The sequence below is a fragment of the Spirillospora sp. CA-294931 genome (assembly GCF_050946795.1).
Lineage (GTDB): Bacteria > Actinomycetota > Actinomycetes > Streptosporangiales > Streptosporangiaceae > Spirillospora.
This window is the reverse complement of the sequence record NZ_CP192006.1, coordinates 6,526,491-6,545,423: the sequence shown is the minus strand read 5'-3', so window position 1 is coordinate 6,545,423 and position 18,933 is coordinate 6,526,491. Positions and strand designations below refer to the sequence as shown.

Annotated in this window: 17 protein-coding genes; 5 read left to right on the top strand and 12 right to left on the bottom strand. The window is 69.7% G+C overall.

The genetic code is table 11. The features are described 5' to 3' along the window. Positions 1 to 71 precede the first annotated feature (71 nt). The 4 genes from ACQPY4_RS29445 to ACQPY4_RS29430 all read right to left on the bottom strand — a co-directional run bounded on the left by ACQPY4_RS29445 (position 72) and on the right by ACQPY4_RS29430 (position 3,471). Positions 72 to 1,049 (bottom strand): amino acid ABC transporter permease, encoded by a 978-nt coding sequence (locus tag ACQPY4_RS29445; RefSeq protein WP_433326280.1) that lies wholly within the window; start codon positions 1,047 to 1,049, stop codon positions 72 to 74. Further along, the gene (locus ACQPY4_RS29440) at positions 1,046 to 1,735 is read right to left on the bottom strand and encodes an amino acid ABC transporter permease (protein ID WP_433326278.1); all 690 of its coding nucleotides are present in this window, start codon (positions 1,733 to 1,735) and stop codon (positions 1,046 to 1,048) included. Before ACQPY4_RS29440 ends, ACQPY4_RS29445 begins: the two co-directional genes overlap by 4 nt. A gap of 75 nt (positions 1,736 to 1,810) precedes the next feature. Further along, positions 1,811 to 2,650: a glutamate ABC transporter substrate-binding protein gene (locus ACQPY4_RS29435; protein ID WP_433326276.1), complete on the bottom strand. Its 840-nt coding sequence runs from the start codon at positions 2,648 to 2,650 to the stop codon at positions 1,811 to 1,813. Positions 2,651 to 2,688: 38 nt separating this feature from the next. Then, positions 2,689 to 3,471: an amino acid ABC transporter ATP-binding protein gene (locus ACQPY4_RS29430; protein ID WP_433339072.1), complete on the bottom strand. Its 783-nt coding sequence runs from the start codon at positions 3,469 to 3,471 to the stop codon at positions 2,689 to 2,691. A gap of 226 nt (positions 3,472 to 3,697) precedes the next feature. Here ACQPY4_RS29430 and miaB point away from each other — a divergent pair, with 226 nt between their 5' ends. Both miaB and ACQPY4_RS29420 read left to right on the top strand, forming a co-directional pair. Further along, positions 3,698 to 5,167 (top strand): tRNA (N6-isopentenyl adenosine(37)-C2)-methylthiotransferase MiaB, encoded by a 1,470-nt coding sequence (gene miaB / locus ACQPY4_RS29425; RefSeq protein WP_433326274.1) that lies wholly within the window; start codon positions 3,698 to 3,700, stop codon positions 5,165 to 5,167. Beyond that, positions 5,167 to 5,889, top strand: coding sequence for a hypothetical protein (locus ACQPY4_RS29420; protein ID WP_433326272.1), 723 nt, complete (start codon positions 5,167 to 5,169; stop codon positions 5,887 to 5,889). Before miaB ends, ACQPY4_RS29420 begins: the two co-directional genes overlap by 1 nt. On the opposite strand, the gene ACQPY4_RS29415 is transcribed toward ACQPY4_RS29420, so the two are convergent. Further along, positions 5,874 to 6,080 (bottom strand): antitoxin, encoded by a 207-nt coding sequence (locus ACQPY4_RS29415; RefSeq protein WP_433326270.1) that lies wholly within the window; start codon positions 6,078 to 6,080, stop codon positions 5,874 to 5,876. The genes ACQPY4_RS29420 and ACQPY4_RS29415 overlap by 16 nt on opposite strands. 58 nt (positions 6,081 to 6,138) lie before the next feature. On the opposite strand from ACQPY4_RS29415, the gene miaA reads away from it, so the two are divergent. Continuing rightward, entirely contained in the window at positions 6,139 to 7,095 is a 957-nt protein-coding gene (gene miaA, locus ACQPY4_RS29410; RefSeq protein WP_433326268.1) for a tRNA (adenosine(37)-N6)-dimethylallyltransferase MiaA, read from the top strand. After that, positions 7,082 to 8,074 carry a diaminopimelate epimerase gene (gene dapF, locus ACQPY4_RS29405; RefSeq protein WP_433326266.1) on the top strand — a complete coding sequence of 331 codons (993 nt, stop codon included), beginning with the start codon at positions 7,082 to 7,084 and terminating at the stop codon, positions 8,072 to 8,074. Before miaA ends, dapF begins: the two co-directional genes overlap by 14 nt. Positions 8,075 to 8,300: 226 nt before the next feature. Here the strand turns inward: dapF and ACQPY4_RS29400 are convergent, their stop codons facing one another. Next, the gene (locus tag ACQPY4_RS29400) at positions 8,301 to 10,268 is read right to left on the bottom strand and encodes a sensor histidine kinase (RefSeq protein WP_433326264.1); all 1,968 of its coding nucleotides are present in this window, start codon (positions 10,266 to 10,268) and stop codon (positions 8,301 to 8,303) included. Between the two features lie 605 nt (positions 10,269 to 10,873). Continuing rightward, positions 10,874 to 11,491, bottom strand: a complete 618-nt coding sequence (locus ACQPY4_RS29395) for a TetR/AcrR family transcriptional regulator (protein ID WP_433326262.1) — start codon at positions 11,489 to 11,491, stop codon at positions 10,874 to 10,876. A 100-nt stretch (positions 11,492 to 11,591) separates the two neighbouring features. Between ACQPY4_RS29395 and ACQPY4_RS29390 the strand changes: the two genes are divergently transcribed. Next, entirely contained in the window at positions 11,592 to 13,070 is a 1,479-nt protein-coding gene (locus ACQPY4_RS29390; RefSeq protein WP_433326260.1) for an MFS transporter, read from the top strand. Between the two features lie 66 nt (positions 13,071 to 13,136). On the opposite strand, the gene ACQPY4_RS29385 is transcribed toward ACQPY4_RS29390, so the two are convergent. The 5 genes from ACQPY4_RS29385 to ACQPY4_RS29365 are packed head-to-tail and all read right to left on the bottom strand — an operon-like array spanning position 13,137 to position 18,825. Then, positions 13,137 to 14,405: a family 16 glycosylhydrolase gene (locus ACQPY4_RS29385; RefSeq protein ID WP_433326258.1), complete on the bottom strand. Its 1,269-nt coding sequence runs from the start codon at positions 14,403 to 14,405 to the stop codon at positions 13,137 to 13,139. A 29-nt stretch (positions 14,406 to 14,434) separates the two neighbouring features. Beyond that, entirely contained in the window at positions 14,435 to 15,256 is an 822-nt protein-coding gene (locus ACQPY4_RS29380) for a carbohydrate ABC transporter permease (protein WP_433326256.1), read from the bottom strand. After that, positions 15,253 to 16,143 carry a carbohydrate ABC transporter permease gene (locus tag ACQPY4_RS29375; protein WP_433326254.1) on the bottom strand — a complete coding sequence of 297 codons (891 nt, stop codon included), beginning with the start codon at positions 16,141 to 16,143 and terminating at the stop codon, positions 15,253 to 15,255. The genes ACQPY4_RS29380 and ACQPY4_RS29375 overlap by 4 nt, the downstream gene beginning before the upstream one ends. A 16-nt stretch (positions 16,144 to 16,159) precedes the next feature. Then, positions 16,160 to 17,479 carry an ABC transporter substrate-binding protein gene (locus ACQPY4_RS29370; protein ID WP_433326252.1) on the bottom strand — a complete coding sequence of 440 codons (1,320 nt, stop codon included), beginning with the start codon at positions 17,477 to 17,479 and terminating at the stop codon, positions 16,160 to 16,162. Positions 17,480 to 17,508: 29 nt separating this feature from the next. Continuing rightward, positions 17,509 to 18,825: a Gfo/Idh/MocA family protein gene (locus ACQPY4_RS29365; RefSeq protein ID WP_433326250.1), complete on the bottom strand. Its 1,317-nt coding sequence runs from the start codon at positions 18,823 to 18,825 to the stop codon at positions 17,509 to 17,511. Between the last annotated feature and the right edge of the window lie 108 nt (positions 18,826 to 18,933).

Sequence of the window (18,933 nt, the reverse complement as noted above, 5' to 3'; positions counted from 1 at the left end):
GTCACGTCCACCCAAAACCCCAAGGGGCGCCGCCGGATTCCCGACGACGCCCCCAGAGGCGATGAACGAAGCTAAGCTCCGCCGCCCGTGTTCTCACCGGTCGCCATGCCGGTGGCGGACATGCCCGGTGCCGGAGGAGCCCCGATGCCGGGACCCATGGCCGGGACGGACGTCTTCTTGCTGCGGCGCGAGCGCTTCTCCAGCCAGGTGGCCAGGTAACCGAGCGCCATGTTGATGACGATGTAGATCACCATCAGGACCACGGCGGACGCCAGGACGTTGCCGTACTTGGTCTTCAGCTGGTTGAAGCCCGCGTTCAGCAGGTCTTCGTAGGCGATGATCGAGCCGAGCGCCGAGTCCTTCAGCAGGACGACGAGCTGCGCGATGATCGCGGGCATCATGACCGTGGTGGCCTGCGGGACCAGGATCAGCCGCATGACGCCGCCCTTGCGCAGGCCGATGGCGTACGCCGCCTCGGACTGGCCCTTGGGAAGCGACAGGATGCCCGCCCGGAAGACCTCCGCCAGCACCGAGCCGTTGTAGAGCATCAGGCCGATGACCACGGCCACGAACGCGGTGATCTCGGGGATCTCGCGATTCAGCGCGTTGGCGATGGTCGGCGGGCCGGAGAAGATGAAGAAGATCAGGATGAGCAGCGGGATCGCGCGGAAGAACTCGACGACCGCCGCCGACGGGATCCTGATCCACCGGTGGTCGGACAGCCGTCCCAGGCCGAAGATCACGCCGAACAGCAGCGCGAGCACCGAACCGAGCAGCGCGGCCTTCAGAGTGCCGACCAGACCCGGGATGATGAAGGTCGTCCACGTGTCGCCCTTGAGGAAGGGGTCCCAGAGCTTGGCCTGGAACTGGTTCTCCTTGTCGAGCCGCGCGTAGATCACGTAGGCGATGGCAAGGAAGATCGCGACCGCGATCGCGGTGAGGATGTGGTTGCGCACCCGCGCGCGCGGGCCCGGGGCGTCGAAGAGAACCGACGGTTCCTGGACCTTAGGCGGACGCTTCTTCTTGGGCGTGACGTCGGTCGTCGTCATCGGGCCACCGCCATTCGCTTGGACAGCCAGCCGAAGAAGAAGCCCATCGGCAGCGTGAGGAACATGAAGCCCACCGCGAAGGCGATGAAGATCGGCAGCGTGGCGCCGTAGTCGTCGAACATCTGCTTCATCTCACTGGCCGCTTCGGCGTAGCTGGCGACCAGGACGACCGTGGTGTTCTTGGTCATCGCGATCGCGATGCTGCCGAGCGGGGCGATCACCGCGCGGAAGGCCTGCGGAAGGATGATCAAACGGAGCGACTGGGTGAACGTCAGCCCGATCGCGCGGGCCGCCTCGGCCTGCCCCAGGGGAACGGTGTTGATTCCCGAGCGGAGGGCTTCGCAGACGAAGGCGGCCGTGTACGCCGCCAGCCCGAAGACCGCGAGCCAGTAGTAGTTGACCGTGGACTGACCCGAGAGCTTGATGTGGAGCGTGTCGCTCAGGCCCAGGGCGCAGAACGCCAGGACCAGGGTGAGCGGTGTGTTGCGGAAGACGTTCACGTAGATCGTCCCCGCCGCACGCAGGACCGGGGTGGGGGCCACCCGCATCCCCGCGAGGATGGTCCCGAGGATCAGCGCCAGTACTCCGGTGGTCACCGACAGGCGAATGGTCGCCCAGAAAGATTTGAAGATCTTGTCGGAGTTGTCGAAGACCGGCGTGAAATCAAAAAGTACGTCCCAATTCATTGAGCTCCACCATCTCGAACCAGGACCGGTGGGCCCTGGGAGGGGCCCACCGGTTCTACAGGTCCAACGTCACGGTCAGCTGCAGCCCTCGGCCTGCGGCTGGTTGGCGTCGAAGGGGAGGTTGGCCTTACCGAACCACTTGTCCCACGCCGTCTTCATGGTGCCGTCCTTGTACAGGTCCGCGATGGCCTTGTTGACGGCCTCGCAGCCCTTGGTGTCGCCCTTCTTGATCCCGACGCCGTACTTCTCGTCGGTGAACGGGGCGTTGACGACCTTCACCGACGAGCCCTCGCGGCCCGCGTAGCCCGCCAGGATGGTGGCGTCGGTGGAGACGACGTCGACCGCGCCGCCCTTGAGCTTGGTGATGCAGTCGTCATAGCCCTGGGCCGGGACGGTCTCCATCTGGACCTTCTGGCTGAGCTTGTTGGTGCCGTCGGTGATGTTCTTCCACGAGTTGGAACCCGACACCGCGCAGAGCTTCTTGCCCTTCAGGGACGCCAGGTCCTTGATGGAGCTGTCGTCGGCCCGCACCATGATGTCCTGGTGGGTCACGATGTAGGGGCCGCCGAAGGTGACCTTCGGCTTGCGCGCGGCGGTGATCGAGTAGGTCGCGATGACCATGTCGACGGTGCCGTTGGCGATGAACGACTCGCGGTTGGCCGACTTGGCCTCCTTGAACGTGACGTTCTTCTCGTCCACGCCCATCTTCTTGGCGATGGCCTTGGCGACGTCGACGTCGAAGCCCTCGGCGCCCGAACCGGACTTCAGCCCGAGGCCGGGCTGGTCGTACTTCACACCGACGATCAGCTTGTCCTTGTCGGCGATGGTGTCGTCTTTCTTCTCGCTACAGCCGGCGAGCGTCATCGACGCGACGGCCACAGCCGCCAGCGCGACCCCGTAATTGCGTACACGCATGCTGTACTACCTCTGCTTTCCTGCCGGAGCCACGCGGCTCAGTGCGTGAGGATCTTGGAAAGGAAGTCCTTGGCGCGCTCGGTGCGCGCGTTGGTGAAGAACTCGTCGGGAGTCGACTCCTCGACGATCTGCCCGTCGGCCATGAAGACGACCTTCTGAGCTGCCCGGCGGGCGAATCCCATCTCGTGGGTGACCACGATCATGGTCATACCGTCGTGGGCGAGGCTCGTCATGACGTCGAGCACTTCCTTGACCATTTCAGGGTCCAGAGCCGAGGTGGGCTCGTCGAAGAGCATCACCTTGGGCTTCATGGCCAGGGCGCGCGCGATGGCCGCACGCTGCTGCTGGCCTCCCGAAAGCTGAGCGGGGTACTTCTGGGCCTGTGAGCCGATGCCGACCCGGTCGAGCAGTTCCATGGCGTGCTTCTCGGCCTCTTGCTTGCCCACCTTGCGAACCTTGACCGGCCCCAGAGTGACGTTCTCGAGGATCGTCTTGTGGGCGAACAGGTTGAAGGACTGGAAGACCATGCCCACGTCCGAGCGGAGGCGGGCCAGGTCTTTGCCCTCCTCGGGGAGCTTCTTGCCGTCGACCAGGATCGTGCCGTCGTTGATCGGCTCGAGCCTGTTGATCGACCTGCAGAGTGTGGACTTGCCGCCACCGGAAGGGCCGATCACCACGACGACCTCACCGCGCTGGATGGTGAGATTGATGTCCTTGAGAACGTGCAGTTCACCGAAGTACTTGTTGACGTTCTCAAGCACGACGAGGGGCCCGCCACCCGCGGGCACATCGTCAGCAGGCGCCTTGTCGATGTCCGTCATGGGCCCGGACTTTACGGCATCTTGAGTGCGTGGCAAGGCACCGCGCGGTACCGATCCGATCACGGATGCGCACGTCGCGGGGCCCTCGGGGCACGGCTGCGTCCGCGGGCCGGGCTCTATGATCGCACGCGATGCTCCGCCCCGCCGCGTACCCTTGGTTCCTGTCATGAGTGCGCCCACAGAGACTCGCCCCCGTACGTATGAGATTCGTACCTACGGGTGCCAGATGAATGTCCACGACTCCGAGCGGCTGTCCGGTCTCCTGGAGGCGGCCGGTTATGTCCGCGCGGGGGATTCCGAGCCTGACGTGGTGGTTTTCAACACCTGCGCCGTCCGGGAGAACGCCGACAACCGCCTTTACGGCAATCTCGGCCATTTGCGTCCCGTAAAGGACGGCCACCCGGGAATGCAGATCGCGGTGGGGGGCTGCCTGGCGCAGAAGGACCGCGACACGATCGTCAAGCGGGCGCCGTGGGTGGACGTCGTCTTCGGCACCCACAACATCGGTTCGCTCCCGGTGCTGCTGGAGCGTTCGCGGGTCCGGGACGAGGCGCAGGTCGAGATCGAAGAGTCGCTGGTGACCTTCCCCTCGACGCTTCCGACCCGCCGCGAGTCGCCCTACGCGGCCTGGGTGTCGATCTCGGTGGGCTGCAACAACACCTGCACGTTCTGCATCGTCCCGGCGCTGCGGGGCAAGGAGCGCGACCGCCGTCCGGGCGAGATCCTGGCCGAGGTCGAGGCGCTGGTCGCCGACGGCGTCATGGAGATCACGCTCCTGGGGCAGAACGTGAACGCCTATGGCAGCGGCTTCGGGTCGCTGGCGTCCGCCCCGGACGAGGTGCGCGCGATGACCTCGGGCGGGCAGTCGGCCTTCGCGGGGCTGCTTCGGGCCTGCGGGGGAGTGGAGGGGCTGGAGCGGGTGCGCTTCACCTCGCCCCATCCCAAGGACTTCACCGACGACGTGATCGCGGCGATGGCCGAGACGCCGAACGTGATGCCCTCGCTGCACATGCCGCTCCAGTCGGGGGCCGACCCGGTCCTGAAGGCGATGCGCCGGTCGTACCGGCAGGAGCGCTTCCTCGGGATCATCGACAAGGTCAGGGCCGCGATCCCAGACGCCGCGATCACCACCGACATCATCGTGGGCTTCCCCGGGGAGACCGACGACGATTTCGAGCAGACCCTGCACGTGGTGCGCGAGGCCCGGTTCGCCAGCGCGTTCACGTTCCAGTACTCCAAGCGTCCGGGCACCCCGGCCGCCACGATGGACGGCCAGGTGCCCAAGGCGGTCGTCCAGGAGCGCTATGAGCGGCTGGTGGCGCTCCAGGAGGAGATCTCCTGGGCCGAGAACAAGAAGCAGCTGGGCCGCACGCTGGAGGTGCTGGTCGCCGAGGGTGAGGGCCGCAAGGACAACGCCACGCGGCGCCTTTCGGGGCGCGCGCCCGACAACCGGCTGGTGCACTTCCAGGTGCCGGACGAGCCCGTCCGCCCCGGGGACACGGTCACGGTCGAGGTGACGTACGCGGCGCCGCACCACCTGGTGGCCGACAAGGCGGGACGCGTCCGCCGCACCCGGGCGGGCGACGCGTGGGAGGCCCGGCAGGGCGAGGCGCCGCAGGGGGTGTCGCTGGGGATGCCGTCCATCGGACGTCCTGAGGCGGCCCCCGTCGCGTCCGGCTGCTCCGCCCACTCCTGATGCTGGTCTCCGCGGCGGTCTGCCCGCATCCGCCGCTGCTGGTGCCCGAGGTCGCGGGCGAGGCGGCGTCCGAGCTGGACGGCCTGCGCGCCGCGTGCGCCGAGGCGGTCCGCCGTCTGGGCGACGCGGACGTGGTGGTCGTCGTCGGAGGTGCGGACGAGACCCGCGCCTACGGCCCCGGGGCGACGGGGACCCTGAAGCCCTACGGGCTCGACCGGCGATTCGGCCCCGAAGGCGGCGAGCCGCTCCCGCTTTCGCTGACGATCGGGTGCTGGCTCCTGCGGGACTTGGCCGGAACGCACGTCCGCTACCAGTCGGTGGCGTTCGGCGCGGCCCCCGAGGAATGCCTCGGGCTAGGACGCGCCCTGGCGGACTCGGCCGGACGGGTCGCGCTGCTGGTCATGGGTGACGGCACGGCGTGCCTGTCCCAGAAGGCGCCCGGCTATCTCGACGAGCGCGCCGAGGCGTTCGACGCCGAGGTCGCCAAGGCGCTCGGGCATGCCGACGCCGCCGCGCTGGCCGCGCTGAGCCCGGAGCTGTCCGGGGAACTCCAGGCGGCCGGGCGGGCGGCTTGGCAGGTGCTGGCGGGCGCCGTCACGGCGCCGGGCGCGGGGCCGTTCGGGGCCGAGCCGCTGGCTCACGAAGCTCCGTACGGCGTCGGATACCACGTCGCGAGCTGGCTGCACGCCCCGACGGCCCCCGTGCGTCACATGCCGGGCTGACCGCCGCCGGGCTGACCGCCCCGGTTCTCGCGGTCGATGTACTCGTTGGCCTTGTCCTGGGCCTTGTCGACCTTGTCGGCGTACTTGCCGCCGGTCCTCTGGTCGAGCATGTCGCCGCCCTTGTCGACGCCCTTCTTGGCCTTGTCGCCGTGCTGGCCGAGCATGCCCTTGACCTTGTCGACGATGGACATACGGTCCCCCCGATGCCTGTCTGTTCGACGCCGTCCGAAACCCGTCCGGCGCCCGTACATGGGGACCCATACCCAGATTGTTGCCAGAATTAAGCCTGTGACCTTTAGAGACGTGATCGCGGTCGTCGGGCCCACCGCGGCGGGCAAGTCGGATCTGGCCGTGGAACTGGCCCTGCGGCTGGACGGCGAGGCGATCAACGCCGACTCGATGCAGCTGTATCGGGGCATGGACGTCGGCACCGCCAAGCTCGCCCCCGCCGAGATGCGCGGCGTCCCGCACCACCTCCTGGACGTGTGGGACGTGACCGTCACCGCGAGCGTGGCGGAGTACCAGCGCCTGAGCGACGCGACGATCGCCGACATACGGGGACGCGGCCGTCTGCCCGTCCTGGTGGGCGGTTCGGGCCTGTACGTGCGGGCGGCGCTCGACCATCTGGAGTTCCCGGGGACCGATCCCGAGGTGCGGGCCAGACTGGAGGCCGAGCTGGACGCGGCGGGCCCCGGCGTCCTGCACGAGCGGCTGCGCGGACTCGACCCGAAGGCGGCGGAGGCGATCCTGCCCAGCAACGGGCGGCGCCTCGTCCGGGCCCTGGAGGTGATCGAGATCTCGGGACGGCCGTTCACCGCCAGCCTCCCCGATCACCGTTACCGGTACGACGCCGTCCAGATCGGCCTGACCGTGCCGCGTCCCGAGCTGGACGAGCGGATCGCGCTGCGCGTCGGCCGGATGTGGGAGGCGGGCCTGGTCGACGAGGTCAGGGAGCTGGAGAAGGCGGGCCTGCGCGACGGCCGGACGGCCGGACGCGCCCTCGGCTACGCCCAGGTCCTGCGTGTCCTGGCGGGGGAGTGGACCGAGGAGCAGGCGCGGCAGGACACGATCAGGACCACCCGGCGCTTCGCCCGGCGCCAGGAGTCGTGGTTCCGCCGCGACCCCCGCGTCCACTGGCTGCCCTATGACGACCCTGACCTGGTCGGGCGCGCGCTGGCAATATCATCGGACCATGCGGTTCATTAAGGGGCACGGCACCGAGAACGACTTTGTGATCCTGCCCGATCCGGACGGCGCCCTCGACCTCGCCCCGGAGACCGTCGCCCGGCTGTGCGACCGCCGCGCCGGAATCGGCGCCGACGGCGTGCTGCGCGTCGTCCGCACCAAGGCCCTCGACGCCGCCACGCTCGCCGCCCTGATGGCCGAGAGCGCACCCGCGAACGGCTCCTCGTCCGCCGAAGCGCCGCAGAGCGCCCCGTCCCCGGGTGCCACGTCGCCCGGCGACCCCTCGCTGGGGGGCGCGTCGTCGGGCGGCACCTCGCCAGGCGGTGGACTGCTGGGCAATTCGCCGGTCGGTGAGGCCGAATGGTTCATGGACTACCGCAACGCCGACGGCAGCGTCGCCGAGATGTGCGGGAACGGCGTGCGGGTCTTCGCGCGCTACCTGGTGGACGCCGGGCTCGCCGCCCCCGGGGAATGGGATCTGGCGACCCGGGCCGGGCTTCGGCGGGTGACGCTGGGCGCGTCCGGCGACGTCAGCGTCGACATGGGCCCGGCCCAGTACCTCGGGACGGGCGAGGCGCGGCTGGCCGGACGCTCCTTCGACGGCAAGCGCGTCTCCATGGGCAACCCGCATCTGGCCTGCCCGGTCGCCGAGCCGGTCCGCGGCCTCGACCTGACCCGCGCCCCCGAATTCGACCCGCAGGTCTACCCCGACGGCGTCAACGTCGAGTTCTTCCGCACCGTGGGCGACCACCACGTCGAGATGCGGGTGTTCGAACGCGGCTCGGGCGAGACCCGCTCCTGCGGCACCGGCACCGTCGCGGTGGCGGTCGCCGCGGCCCTCGGCTCGTCCGCGCAGGGCGCGCCGCCCCGGGGCGAATGGACGGTCGACGTCCCGGGTGGCCGCGTCACGGTCACGCTCGACGGCCGCACCAGCCACCTGAAGGGCCCGGCCGTGCTGGTCGCGGAGGGCGACCTGCGCGACGACTGGCTGCTCGCCTGAGCGCGGAGCCGGTGATTGGACGTTCCCGGCGAGGTCGGGACGTCGGTCCCTGACCGGCGGGACGACGGGCCGCCTAACTTCGTTGATGCACACCCTCTGGTGGAATGGCGACGTTCGGTTCGGGTTGGGAGCCCCGAACCGGCCGGAGCCCGAGGGCCGGCGGTGACTCTCATGGCGGGGGGCTTACCGCTGGCCCTCCCACAGGGTGTGCGACCTCTTTAAGGCACTAGTTGACGTTGCCGGTGACGGGGAGACGGGCGCGCACCACGGTGCCGCCCTCGGGGCCGGGGCCCACGGTGCACGATCCGCCCAGTTCGGCCGCGCGTTCGCGCATCGACGAGAGCCCCACCCCGGAGCGGATGTCGGGCGGCATGCCCACACCGTCGTCGCCCACCGTCACGCTCAGCTCCTCGGTCAGGTAGAGGCTGACGATCGCGGCGTTGGCCTTGGAGTGCCGGTGCACGTTGGTCAGGGCCTCCTGGACGATGCGGTAGGCCGCGACCTCGGCGGCGGCGGGCAACTGGGTCAGGTCGCCCTCCACCACGACGTCGACGCGCGGGCCGTCGCCGGTGGCGACGACGCCGCCCAGGGCGCGGATGGCCCCGGCGAGGCCGAGGTCGTCCAGCGCGGGCGGCCGCAGGTCGTAGACCAGCTCGCGGATGTCGCCGATGGTGCGGCCCATCATGCTGCGCAGGTTCTCCAGCAGCGCGTCCACGGCCTCGGGGTCCTTGCGCAGGGTGATGCGCGCGGCGTCCACGGTCATCGCGAGGCTGGCCAGGGTGGGGCCGAGCCCGTCGTGCAGGTCGCGGCGCAGACGGCGCCGCTCCTCCTCGCGCATGCGCAAGATCCGCGCCCGCGAGCGCTGGACGTCGGCCGCCAGCCGGGCCGCGCCCGCGAGTTCGGCCAGGTCGCGGGCCAGGATCGAGGTCAGCCTGGCGTCGGGACGGCGCCCGACGCCGAAGCGAAGCCGTCCCACCGGCTCGCCGTGCCAGACCAGCGGGACGACCCGCCGCGGCCGCTCGTCGGGCACGCCCGACTCGGCCGTCGCGACCACCCGGCCCTCCCGGTCGAAGATCTCGATCATGACCCAGGCGGCGCGGAGCGCCTCGCGGACCGTCGAGGCGGCGGTGGCGGCGGCGATGTCGGGCGCGGACGAGCTCTGGAGCCGCTGTTGCAGGCGGTCGGCCAGCCGGTACGGGTCGCGTTCACCGTGCATCACGCGGTCGATGGCGCGCTGGAGGGTGCGCCGGGCCGGGACGAACGCCGCCCCGATCGCGACGGCACCGGCCGGCCGCCCGTCGAACGGGGTGACCAGCTCCACCAGTCCCGCGACCGTGACGTAGGCGACGGCAAGGACTCCGGCGACGCCGAGGTAGACCAGGGTGCGATTGAGCACGACTTCGATCTCGTAAAGGCGGAACTTCGTGATGGCGATGACGATACCGACCGGGACGGCCGTAATGGCGACGTCCCGGAGAGTGTTGACCAGATCGAGTGAATCGCCGGAGAAAAGCAACACTTGTGCCGGAACGAGGGCATACATCGCCCAGGCGATCTGCCGTCGCGTATCGGGGGAGGCGGACCGGACGCTCGACCCCACCGAGAACAGCGTCGCCGCGAGCGTGACGACCAGAATGGCGTTGACCTGCCAGGGGAGGGCGTCCAGCGGGTAGATCCAGGTGCCCTCGCCCGGCCGGGCCTCCGGCGCCAGGCTGAACCGCAGGCACACGATCGCCGGGACGGACGCCGCCAGCCCCAGTGCCCAGCGCTGCCGGGGGCCTGCCGTCCGGGCACCCGGGAGCGACAGCGGCAGGACGAAGGCGATCAGCGAGAAGTCCAGCGCCCAGGCCCAGCGGCCGAGCCACTCGACGGCCGAGGCGCCCGGCCGGTCGTGCAACTCGAGCCAGGGGCCCAGGTGCAGGGAGAGCAGCGATAGCGCGGCCGTGGCGCCCACCGTGGCCATGAGTGGCCCCGTCCACGGCGAGGGCCCGCGCCGCGCGAGCACATAGGCCGCCGCGCCGAACGCGAGCGCGGCGACGCCCTCGGGATGCCAAAGCGGCTGCCTGAGGCGCTCGGGAAGCTCGAACCGGAGCACGATCGCGGCCGCCATGGTCGAGTACGTCGCCACCAGCGCGATCAGGGCCACCGGCAGGGCGACCCGGGCCGCGCTCCGGCCGTGTTCCACAGAGACCATGGCTCTCCCGTCTTGGTAACGGAATATTAAAACGCACACTGGTCTATGTCCTGACCTGGAAAGGGCGGCCGCCTCAGGACATCGGGACTCCCGTCGCCCCACACTCTTTGGGTGCTCGCCCGGGAGGGACGCCGCCGTGAACACGACCGGAACGGCGCCGCGAGCGGACCGGACACGCTGCGGAGCAGGGAGAGGAAGGCGATGTGCGAGAGGTGATCACAACGCTGCCGGAACCCGCGGACGGCGGTCGTCGAACCCCTACAGGGGCGGGTTCGGGACATCGCCACGTGGAACGTTTCGAAGCAGAGGCCCGCTCTCGGGGGAGGGCGGCGACCCGTCCAGAACGCGGCCGAGACTCCCGCCCTAGCCGCGCCACCGGCCCTAGCCGCGCCACCGACCCCGGCCGCGCCATCGGCCCCGGCCCCGGCCGCGCCACCGGCCCCGGCCGCGACGCCCGCTCCGGCCGTGACGCGGCGTCCGGCCCGAGATCCGGTCGAGGCACCCGCTGCCCATGGAGCTCCGCCCTGCGGTAGGCCCGCGGAGACAAGGGGCCCGCCCGGCCCAAGTGAGGCGTGCGGCTGTGGGTCCCGCGTCATGGGGTGGGGTCAGGTGGCGGAGTGGACGGTGAGCATCGTCTCGCGTCCGATGGCGCGCATGCCGCGGGTGATCTCGGCGGGGGTCAGGTCGCCGAGCAGGACGTACTGGAGCAGGCAGCCGGGCATCATGCCGAAGACGGCCTTTCCGGCGGCGACGGTGTCGGTGTCGGCGGGGAGGCGTCCGGCCTCGACCAGGCGTCCGACGTAGGCGATCAGCAGCGCCCGTACGTGCTCGAAGTTCTCCTGGACGTAGTGGCCGAGCTCGCTGTCGTACATGGCCAGGGCCCAGGCCTGGGGGGCGAGTCGCGCGGGCCCTTCCGGCCCGGCCAGGACGACGATACGCTCGACAATGGCCTCGATCAGGCTGTCGAGCGGCGGGACGGGGTCGGTGTAGACCAGGTCGCTGAGGAACGCGTACAGCTCGTCGACCACGGTCGCGATGATGGCTTCGATGATCTCGTTCTTGCTCTTGAAGTATCGGTAGACGGCCCCGGCCGACAGGCCGGACTCGGTGAAGATGTCCTGCATCGAGGTCTCGTGGATACTGCGGCGGATGAAACAGGCCCGGGCGGCGTCCAGGATCTGGTGCCTGCGCCGCTCCAGGTGCTCTTCACTGACTCTGGGCATACTCGCAAATATAAAACGAACGTCCGTTCTTGACAACTCGACCCGCTGCGGTGGATCGTGTGGGCATCAAGGAAAACGGACATCCGATTTGGGAGTGCTCATGAGCTTCTCCGCCGATCCCCGGCCCCCCGACCCGCGGCGCTGGCTGGCCCTGGTTTTCATCGGCCTGGCCCAGTTGATGATCGTCCTGGACGTCACGATCGTGAACATCGCCCTCCCGTCCCTCCAGACCGATCTCGGGATCAGCGACGGTGACCGGCAGTGGGTCATCACCGGGTACACGCTGGCCTTCGGCAGCCTGCTCTTCCTGGGCGGGCGCATCGCCGACTACACCGGACGCAAGCGCGCCTTCCTCATCGCGCTGATCGGCTTCGCGGCCGCCTCGGCGCTGGGCGGCATGGCGGGGAACTTCGAGCTGCTGCTCGCCTCCCGCGTCCTGCAGGGCCTGTTCGGGGCGCTGCTGGCGCCGGCGACGCTGTCGCTGATCGCGGTCACGTTCACCGACGGCCGTGAGCGCGCCAAGGCGTTCGGGATCTTCGGCGCGATCGCGGCCGGTGGCGGCGCCATCGGGCTGATCCTCGGGGGAGCGCTCACCGACTACCTCGACTGGCGCTGGTGCCTGTACGTCAACATCCCCGTCGCGCTCGTGGCGGCCGTGGGCGGTTACCTGGTGCTGAGCGACGCCCGTCCCGAAGGGCACGCGCGCTTCGACTTCCTCGGCGTGCTGCTGGTCAGCGGCGGGCTGGTCTCGATCGTGTACGCGTGCAGCGAGGCCGAGTCGGAGGGCTGGGGCTCCACGCTGGTGGTCGGGCTGTTCGCCATCGGGGCGGCGCTGCTCGCGGCGTTCGTCGCGGTCGAGTCGAAGATCTCGCAGCCCCTGCTGCCCCTCCGGGTGCTGGCGAGCCGTACCCGGGGCGGCGCCTACCTGGCGGTGGCCGTGGCAGTCGTGGGCCTGTTCGGCGCCTTCCTCTTCAACACCTACTACATGCAGGTCGTCCTCGGGTACTCGCCGGTGAAGACCGGCGTCGCGTTCCTTCCGATGAGCGTGGCGGTGCTCGTCGCGGCGGGCGGGATCTCCTCGCGGCTCATGTTGAAGCTCCCCCCGCGCCTGCTGATCGTCCCCGGCCTGCTCTTCGGCGCGGCCGGGATGGCCTGGACGGCCACCCTGGAGGCCACCACCGGCTACGCCCAGGGCGTCATGACCGCCCAGCTGCTGCTCGGGTTCGGGATGGGCCTGATCATGCCGGTGGCCATGGACTACTCCACCTACGGCATCGCCCCGGAGGACGCGGGCGTCGCCTCGGCGGGCGTCAACACCTCCCAGCAGGTCGGCGGCTCGATCGGGACCGCCCTGCTCAACACCATCGCCGCCAGCGCCGCCGCCGACTACCTGGTGAGCCACCCCAAGAGCCCGACGCTCGCCAAGGAGGCCATGACCGAGGGCTTCGGCACCGCGGGCTCCTGGGCCGCCGCGATCATGCTCGTCGGTGCCGTGGTCGTGGCCCTGCTGATGAACACGCCCCGTCCCGCGCGGAACGCGGACAAGTCCGCCGCCGTCCCCGCGCCCGCCCACCTCTGAACCGCCCGGCCCGTCAAGCCCCGAGCCCAACGGGCCCGGGGCTTGACGGTGTGCGTCATCGCCCGATCAGGGTTCGAACGTCCACTGGCTGGTCCAGTAGGTGCTCGGGACGTCGCCGTGCTGGACGAAGCCCGTGCGCTGTTCCGTGTGCAGGAAATGGGTGTTCTTCCAGCGGTTCTGCAATCTGGTGCGGCCGTCGGTCGTGGACTCCTTCCACTGGGCGCTCCAGTAGGTGGTGGGGACGGTCGTGACCTCGGCGGTGCCGGTGAGGTTCTCGATGTTGAGGTAGCCGCCGGTGGCGCGGTTCTTGTAACGGACGTAGCCGTCGGAGGTCGTTTCCCTGGCCCATTGCGCGTTCTGCTGGGTCGCCGGGACGGCGCCGCAGCGGACCTTGCCCCCGTCGGCGTACATGTACTGGCCGGTCTGCCGGTTCTTGATGCGCTGGTAGGGCTCGGGATAGCCGCCGTTCTTCTTGTAGACGCGGACGTAGTCGACGTTCCAGGTCTTGGGCCAGACGTCGTTGTGCTGCCCGGAGCCGGCGTCGGTGTAGATGCCGAGGATCATGCCCATGGGCATGTTGGGGGCGTCGTCGATGGTCCGGTAGAGCTGTCCGTCGTAGTAGAACTTCAGCTGGGTGGGCGTCCACTCCATGCCGTAGTTGTGGAACTCCTTGGTGGGCTCGCCGCTTGGGACGGCCTGGTCGGACGAGTACCAGGAGCCGAGGAAGTTCGGGTCGCCCCAGCCGTAGCCCGCGATGCGCCAGTTGGCGGGCCTGCTGAAGAACGTCTCGATCATGTCGATCTCGGGATTGGCCGAGGCGCTGCTGGTGTCGTCGGTGCCGACCAGCCAGAACGCCTGGTGGCCGCCGCCGCCGACGTTCGCCATCTTGGCGCGTACCTCGAAGTACCCGTACTTGGTGGTGTACCCGTTGAAGTCCGGCTCGTGGTGGTCGTTGGGCATGGACGCGTTGAACTTGTGCCACCAGTCCTTGTTGTAGGACTGGATGCTGGAGATCTTGACGGTCGAGTCCCACTTGGCGTTCCAGGCGGGGGTGTCGGCGTCGAGACGCTCGGTGAGGACGCCGTCGGCGACGGTGTAGCGCGCCTTGGCGTTCTCCGGGGTGGACGTCCAGTGCGGCAGGTACTTGGGGAGCCACTTGCTCTGGTCGAGGCTCGTCCCGTTGAACTCTTCCTGGAAGTCCAGGGTGTAGCCGTCCTTGGACGGCGGGTTGGGCGGGGGTTCGGCGGCCGAGGCCGGCACGGCCGCCGGGATCGGTGCGAGGAGTGAGGCGGACAGCAGCAGCCCTGTCAGGGCCGCCCGGAATCGGCGTGGCATGCCGGGTCCCTTTCTCTTGTGGTGACCGATCAGCCTTTGAGGGCGCCTTCGAGCATTCCCCGGACGAAATGGCGCTGGGTGAGCAGGTAGACCAGGACGACCGGTGTGATGATGATCACCGTTCCGGCGGAGAGCAGGGGGACGTTCATCCCGTGTTCCTGGATGAAGCGGCCGAGGCCCGCGGGCGCGGTGCGCCTGGCCGGGTCCTGGATGAGGATGAGGGCGAGCAGGAACTGGTTCCAGGACCACATGAAGTAGAGCAGGACCAGCGTCGCGACCGCGGGACGGACGGTGGGGAAGACGACCCGCCAGAGGATCTGCCAGTTCGTGGCGCCGTCCAGTTGGGCCGCCTCGACCAGGGACCGGGGGGTGGCGGCGAACGCCGCGCGCATCCAGAAGACGCCGAACGGCATGAACAGGCCGATCAGCGGCAGGATGAGCGCCCAGTGGGTGTTGACCAGGCCGACCGAGCGCATGTTGTAGTAGAGCGGGATCACGGCCGCCTCGACGGGCAGCGTGAGCCCGAGCAGGAAGAACGCCAGGATCGCGTTGGCTCCGGCCGGGCGCAGGACCGCCAGCGCGTATCCGGCCATCACCGCCAGCAGCACCGAGACCGGAACCACGACGGCGCCGACGAAGGCGCTCGATCCGACGAGCGAGGCGAAGCCGCCGGTGCTCCACGCCTTGGCGTAGTTCTCCCAGTGCGGTGAGCTCGGCCAGCGCAGCCCGCTCACCGGCTCGCCGGACTCCTGGAGCGAGGCCGACAGGATGCTGAGGAACGGCAGCAGGGTCAGGGCGGCGAAGCCGAGCAGCAGGACCGCGCCCGAGTATCTTTCGAGGCGAGACGTCATGGCTTCTCCCGGGCGAGACGGTTGATGCAGATCACGACCGCGAAGATCAACGCGGAGAGCACCGTCGCCATCGCGCAGGCCGTCCCGACCTGGCCCTCGGTGAAGGCGAGCCGGTAGATCAGGACCCCGGGGACGGTGGTCTGCGTCCCCGGCCCGCCGCCGGTGGTGGCGAACACGACGTCGAAGCTGGCCAGCGCCGCGATCACCGTGATCGTCATCGCGACGGCGATCTCCTGCCGCAGCAGCGGGACGATGAGGGAGAGGAACTCCCGGACCGCCCCGGCGCCGTCCAGCCGGGCCGCCTCGAACAGGCTCACGTCGATCTTCTGCATGCCCGCCAGGAAGAAGACCGTGCACAGACCGGTCATCACCCAGGTGCCGACGAGCCCGACGGCGGGCAGCGCGAGGGTGAAGTCGCCGAGCCACGCGCGCGCCACCGAGCCGAGGCCGACGGCGCGCAGGACCTGGTTGACGGTGCCGTCGTCGGCGTACATCCACCGCCAGGCGATGCCGACCGCGACGAGCGGCACGACCTGCGGGAGGAAGATGATCGTGCGGATGGCGCCCCAGCCGCGTCGGGCGCCCCTCCCGAGCAGGCCCGCCAGGACGAGCCCGATCGCGATCGGGAGGATCGAGTAGAAGACGACGAAGACCGCGGCGTGCACGAGCGCACCCCGGAGTTCGGGGTTCTGGACGACCTCCGCGTAGTTGCTCAGCCCCGTCCAGGTGCCGGGCGTGATCCCGTCCCAGTCGAAGAACGAGAGCCAGGCGGTGTACAGCAGGGGGACGATCGCGAACGCGACGTACATCGCGATCGCGGGAACCAGATAGGTGAAGGCCAGGAGCGCGCGGCGGCGCCGGGCGGCGGCCTGTCGGGTGAACGCCATGGTGGGAACCGGCCGATCAGGAATGGAACTTGGTCCAGGCGGCCTGGACGGCCGTGATGACCGCGTCGGGCGAGGTCTTGCCCCCGATCAGCGACTGGAGGTTGGACGTCAGCGCGGGCTGGACGCCCGGGGCGGCGTTGTTGTAGTAGGCCACGAGCCCGTCGTCCTTGATGACCTTGTCGTAGGCGGCGACGACGTCGGAGACGACGCGTCCCTTGACCGGCTGGACGGCCTTGGTGTCGACCGGGAGCACACCGGACTCGAACTGTGCCCTGGACGCCTCCGGACCGCGGAAGTAGTCGAGGAAGGCGGCTGCGGCGTCCGGGTGCTTGGACTTGGCGGAGACCGCGAACGCGAAGCCGCTGCCGGTGGCGGCGCCCTTTCCACCGGCCTTGACCGGCGGCAGCGTGAAGAACCCGACGTCGGCGCCGAGCTTCTTGTCCAGGGTCGCGGCGTCCCAGTTCCCGTCGAACAGGAACAGTCCCTCGCCCCCGGCGAACTCGGCGACGGCCTTGGGCAGGTCGGCGCCGTTGGCGCCGGAGGGGATGTAGCCCTTGCCGGTCCACTCCTTGAGCTTGGCGAGGCCCTGGCGGGTGCCGGGGGAGTCGAACTTGGAGCCCGGCTTGCCGTAGGCCCAGGCGTTCACCGTCGCGGGGGAGTCGACCTGGTCGGCGATGGCCTGCACGATGAAGGAGGCGTGCCCCTCCAGGTTGCCGAGCTGGATCGGCAGGACGCCCGCCGCCTTGGCCTTGCCCAGCGCCGCCTCGAACTCACCGAGGGACCGGGGCGGCGCGGTCATCCCGATCTTCGCGCCGAGCTTCTTGTTGTAGTAGACGCCGACCAGCGAGCCGCCGCTGGGCAGCGCGTAGAGGCTGCCGGTGCCGAAGGTGCGGCCGTCCTCGCTCACGCGGAACTGGTCCAGCACCGTGCTCGCGAAGGACGACTCCCACTTGTAGGCGTCGGAGTAGCGGCCGAGGTCGAGGACGAGCTTGGCCTTGACGGTCTCGCCGATCTGGTTGAGCAGGGCGATGTCCGGGCCGGTGCCCGAGGCGAGCTGGAGGTTGATGCTCTTGTCGTAGTCCGCGCCGCTGGCGGTCTGCCGGATCTTGACGGTGACGTTCGGGTGCTTCTTCTTGAAGCCCTCGACGAGCTTCTGCTCCATGCCGGTCGTTCCGGAGGTCGCCAGCGTCAGCGTGACCGGCTCGCTCGACAGGGTGGTGGAGATGGTCTTGGGACCTTCGTTGGACGAACTGGAGCCGGGGGTCGCCGAACAGGCCGCGGCCACCAGCGTCGTTCCGGCGGCCAGCAGTGCCGCGGGGAGACGGACCTTGATCACGATCATTTCCCTTTCGATTGAGTTTGTGGCTAATGACCCGCGATAGGGCGTGCGGACGGCTCCAGGAGCGACGATCCGGTGGCGATATCGGTGACGCTAGCGGTGGTGCGGGCTCGTTCCGCCGCCCAAACGACCTGGTGTCCCACAAGACTGGTGCGGGCGTCGGAGAGGAGCGGCGCCGGATCGCCGTCGGCGACCGCCCGGACGAACGCCTCGATGAGGGCGTCGTCCGCGCCGCCGTGACCGTCGGCCGCGGAGGCGTCGCCCGCGGTGCCGGTCTCGACGACCTCGATCGTGTCGGTGGTGAAGTCGTGCAGGCGCAGCCGTTTCCCGTCGCCCTCGACCGTTCCCTTGGTGCCGAAGATGCGGGTCTGGCGGAAGTCCAGCGCGGTGAACGCGGTCATGGTGAACGAGGCGGTCGCTCCCGAAGGGAACTCCAGGTTCACCACCTGGTGGTCGACGACGTCGTTGTCGCCCGCGTAGACGCAGCGGCCGTAGGGCCCCTCGGCCAGCGCCTCCAGGACGCCCTCGCGGGTGATGTCCTCGGTGAGGACCGACAGCGGCCAGTACTCGCGAGCCGGGTCGCCGAGCGCCGAGAGGTAGATCTTCTTCGCCGAGTAGGCGCAGTCCGGCTCGACCGGGCAGGTCACGCACCGGTCGGTGGCGCCGGGGGGCCGGTTGGCGGGGGTGAAGTGCAGCAGCCCGCCGAAGGACGACACCTTGACGGGGATCTCGCCCATCACGTACATCAGCCAGTCGAGGTCGTGGCTCGACTTGGTGAGCAGCATCGGGCCCGACTCGGACTCGCTCCGCCACTGACCGCGCACGTAGGAGTGCGCCTGGTGCCACCATCCCACCGGCTCCAGGTGCTGGATGCTGGCGATCTCGCCGATCCGGCCGGAGGCGATGAGCTCCTTCAGCGCCCGTGTGTAGGGCGTGTAGCGCAGCACGTGACACACGGCCAGCAGGACGTCCGCGCGCTCGACGGCGCCGATGATCCGCAGGCAGTCGCGCTCGGTCAGCGCCATCGGCTTCTCCAGCAGGATGTGGTAGCCGAGCCCGGCCGCCGCGACCGCCGCGTCGGCGTGCCTGCGGTCCGGAGTCGCGATCACCACCGCGTCGGCCAGCCGTCCGGCGGCCAGGAGTTCGGTTTCTGAGGCGAAGACGGCGCCGGGGTCCAGGCCGAACTCCGCCGCGAACGACTCCCGCTGTGCCGGGCGGGGTTCGGCGACCGCCACGACCTCCGCGCGCCCTTGCGCGACGGCCCGCCGGGCGTAGGCGAGCCCTCGCGAACCGGCCCCGGCCACCGCCAGACTGACCGGGTGAGCGCCGACGGACTCCCTCATGTACCTGGCCCCCTTCCGAAGCGCTACGCTTTATTGACTGGACATAAATATGTATGGGCAGTAAATAAGTAGGATCGTCGCGATGTCAAGGGGTGATAGCCAGGTGGC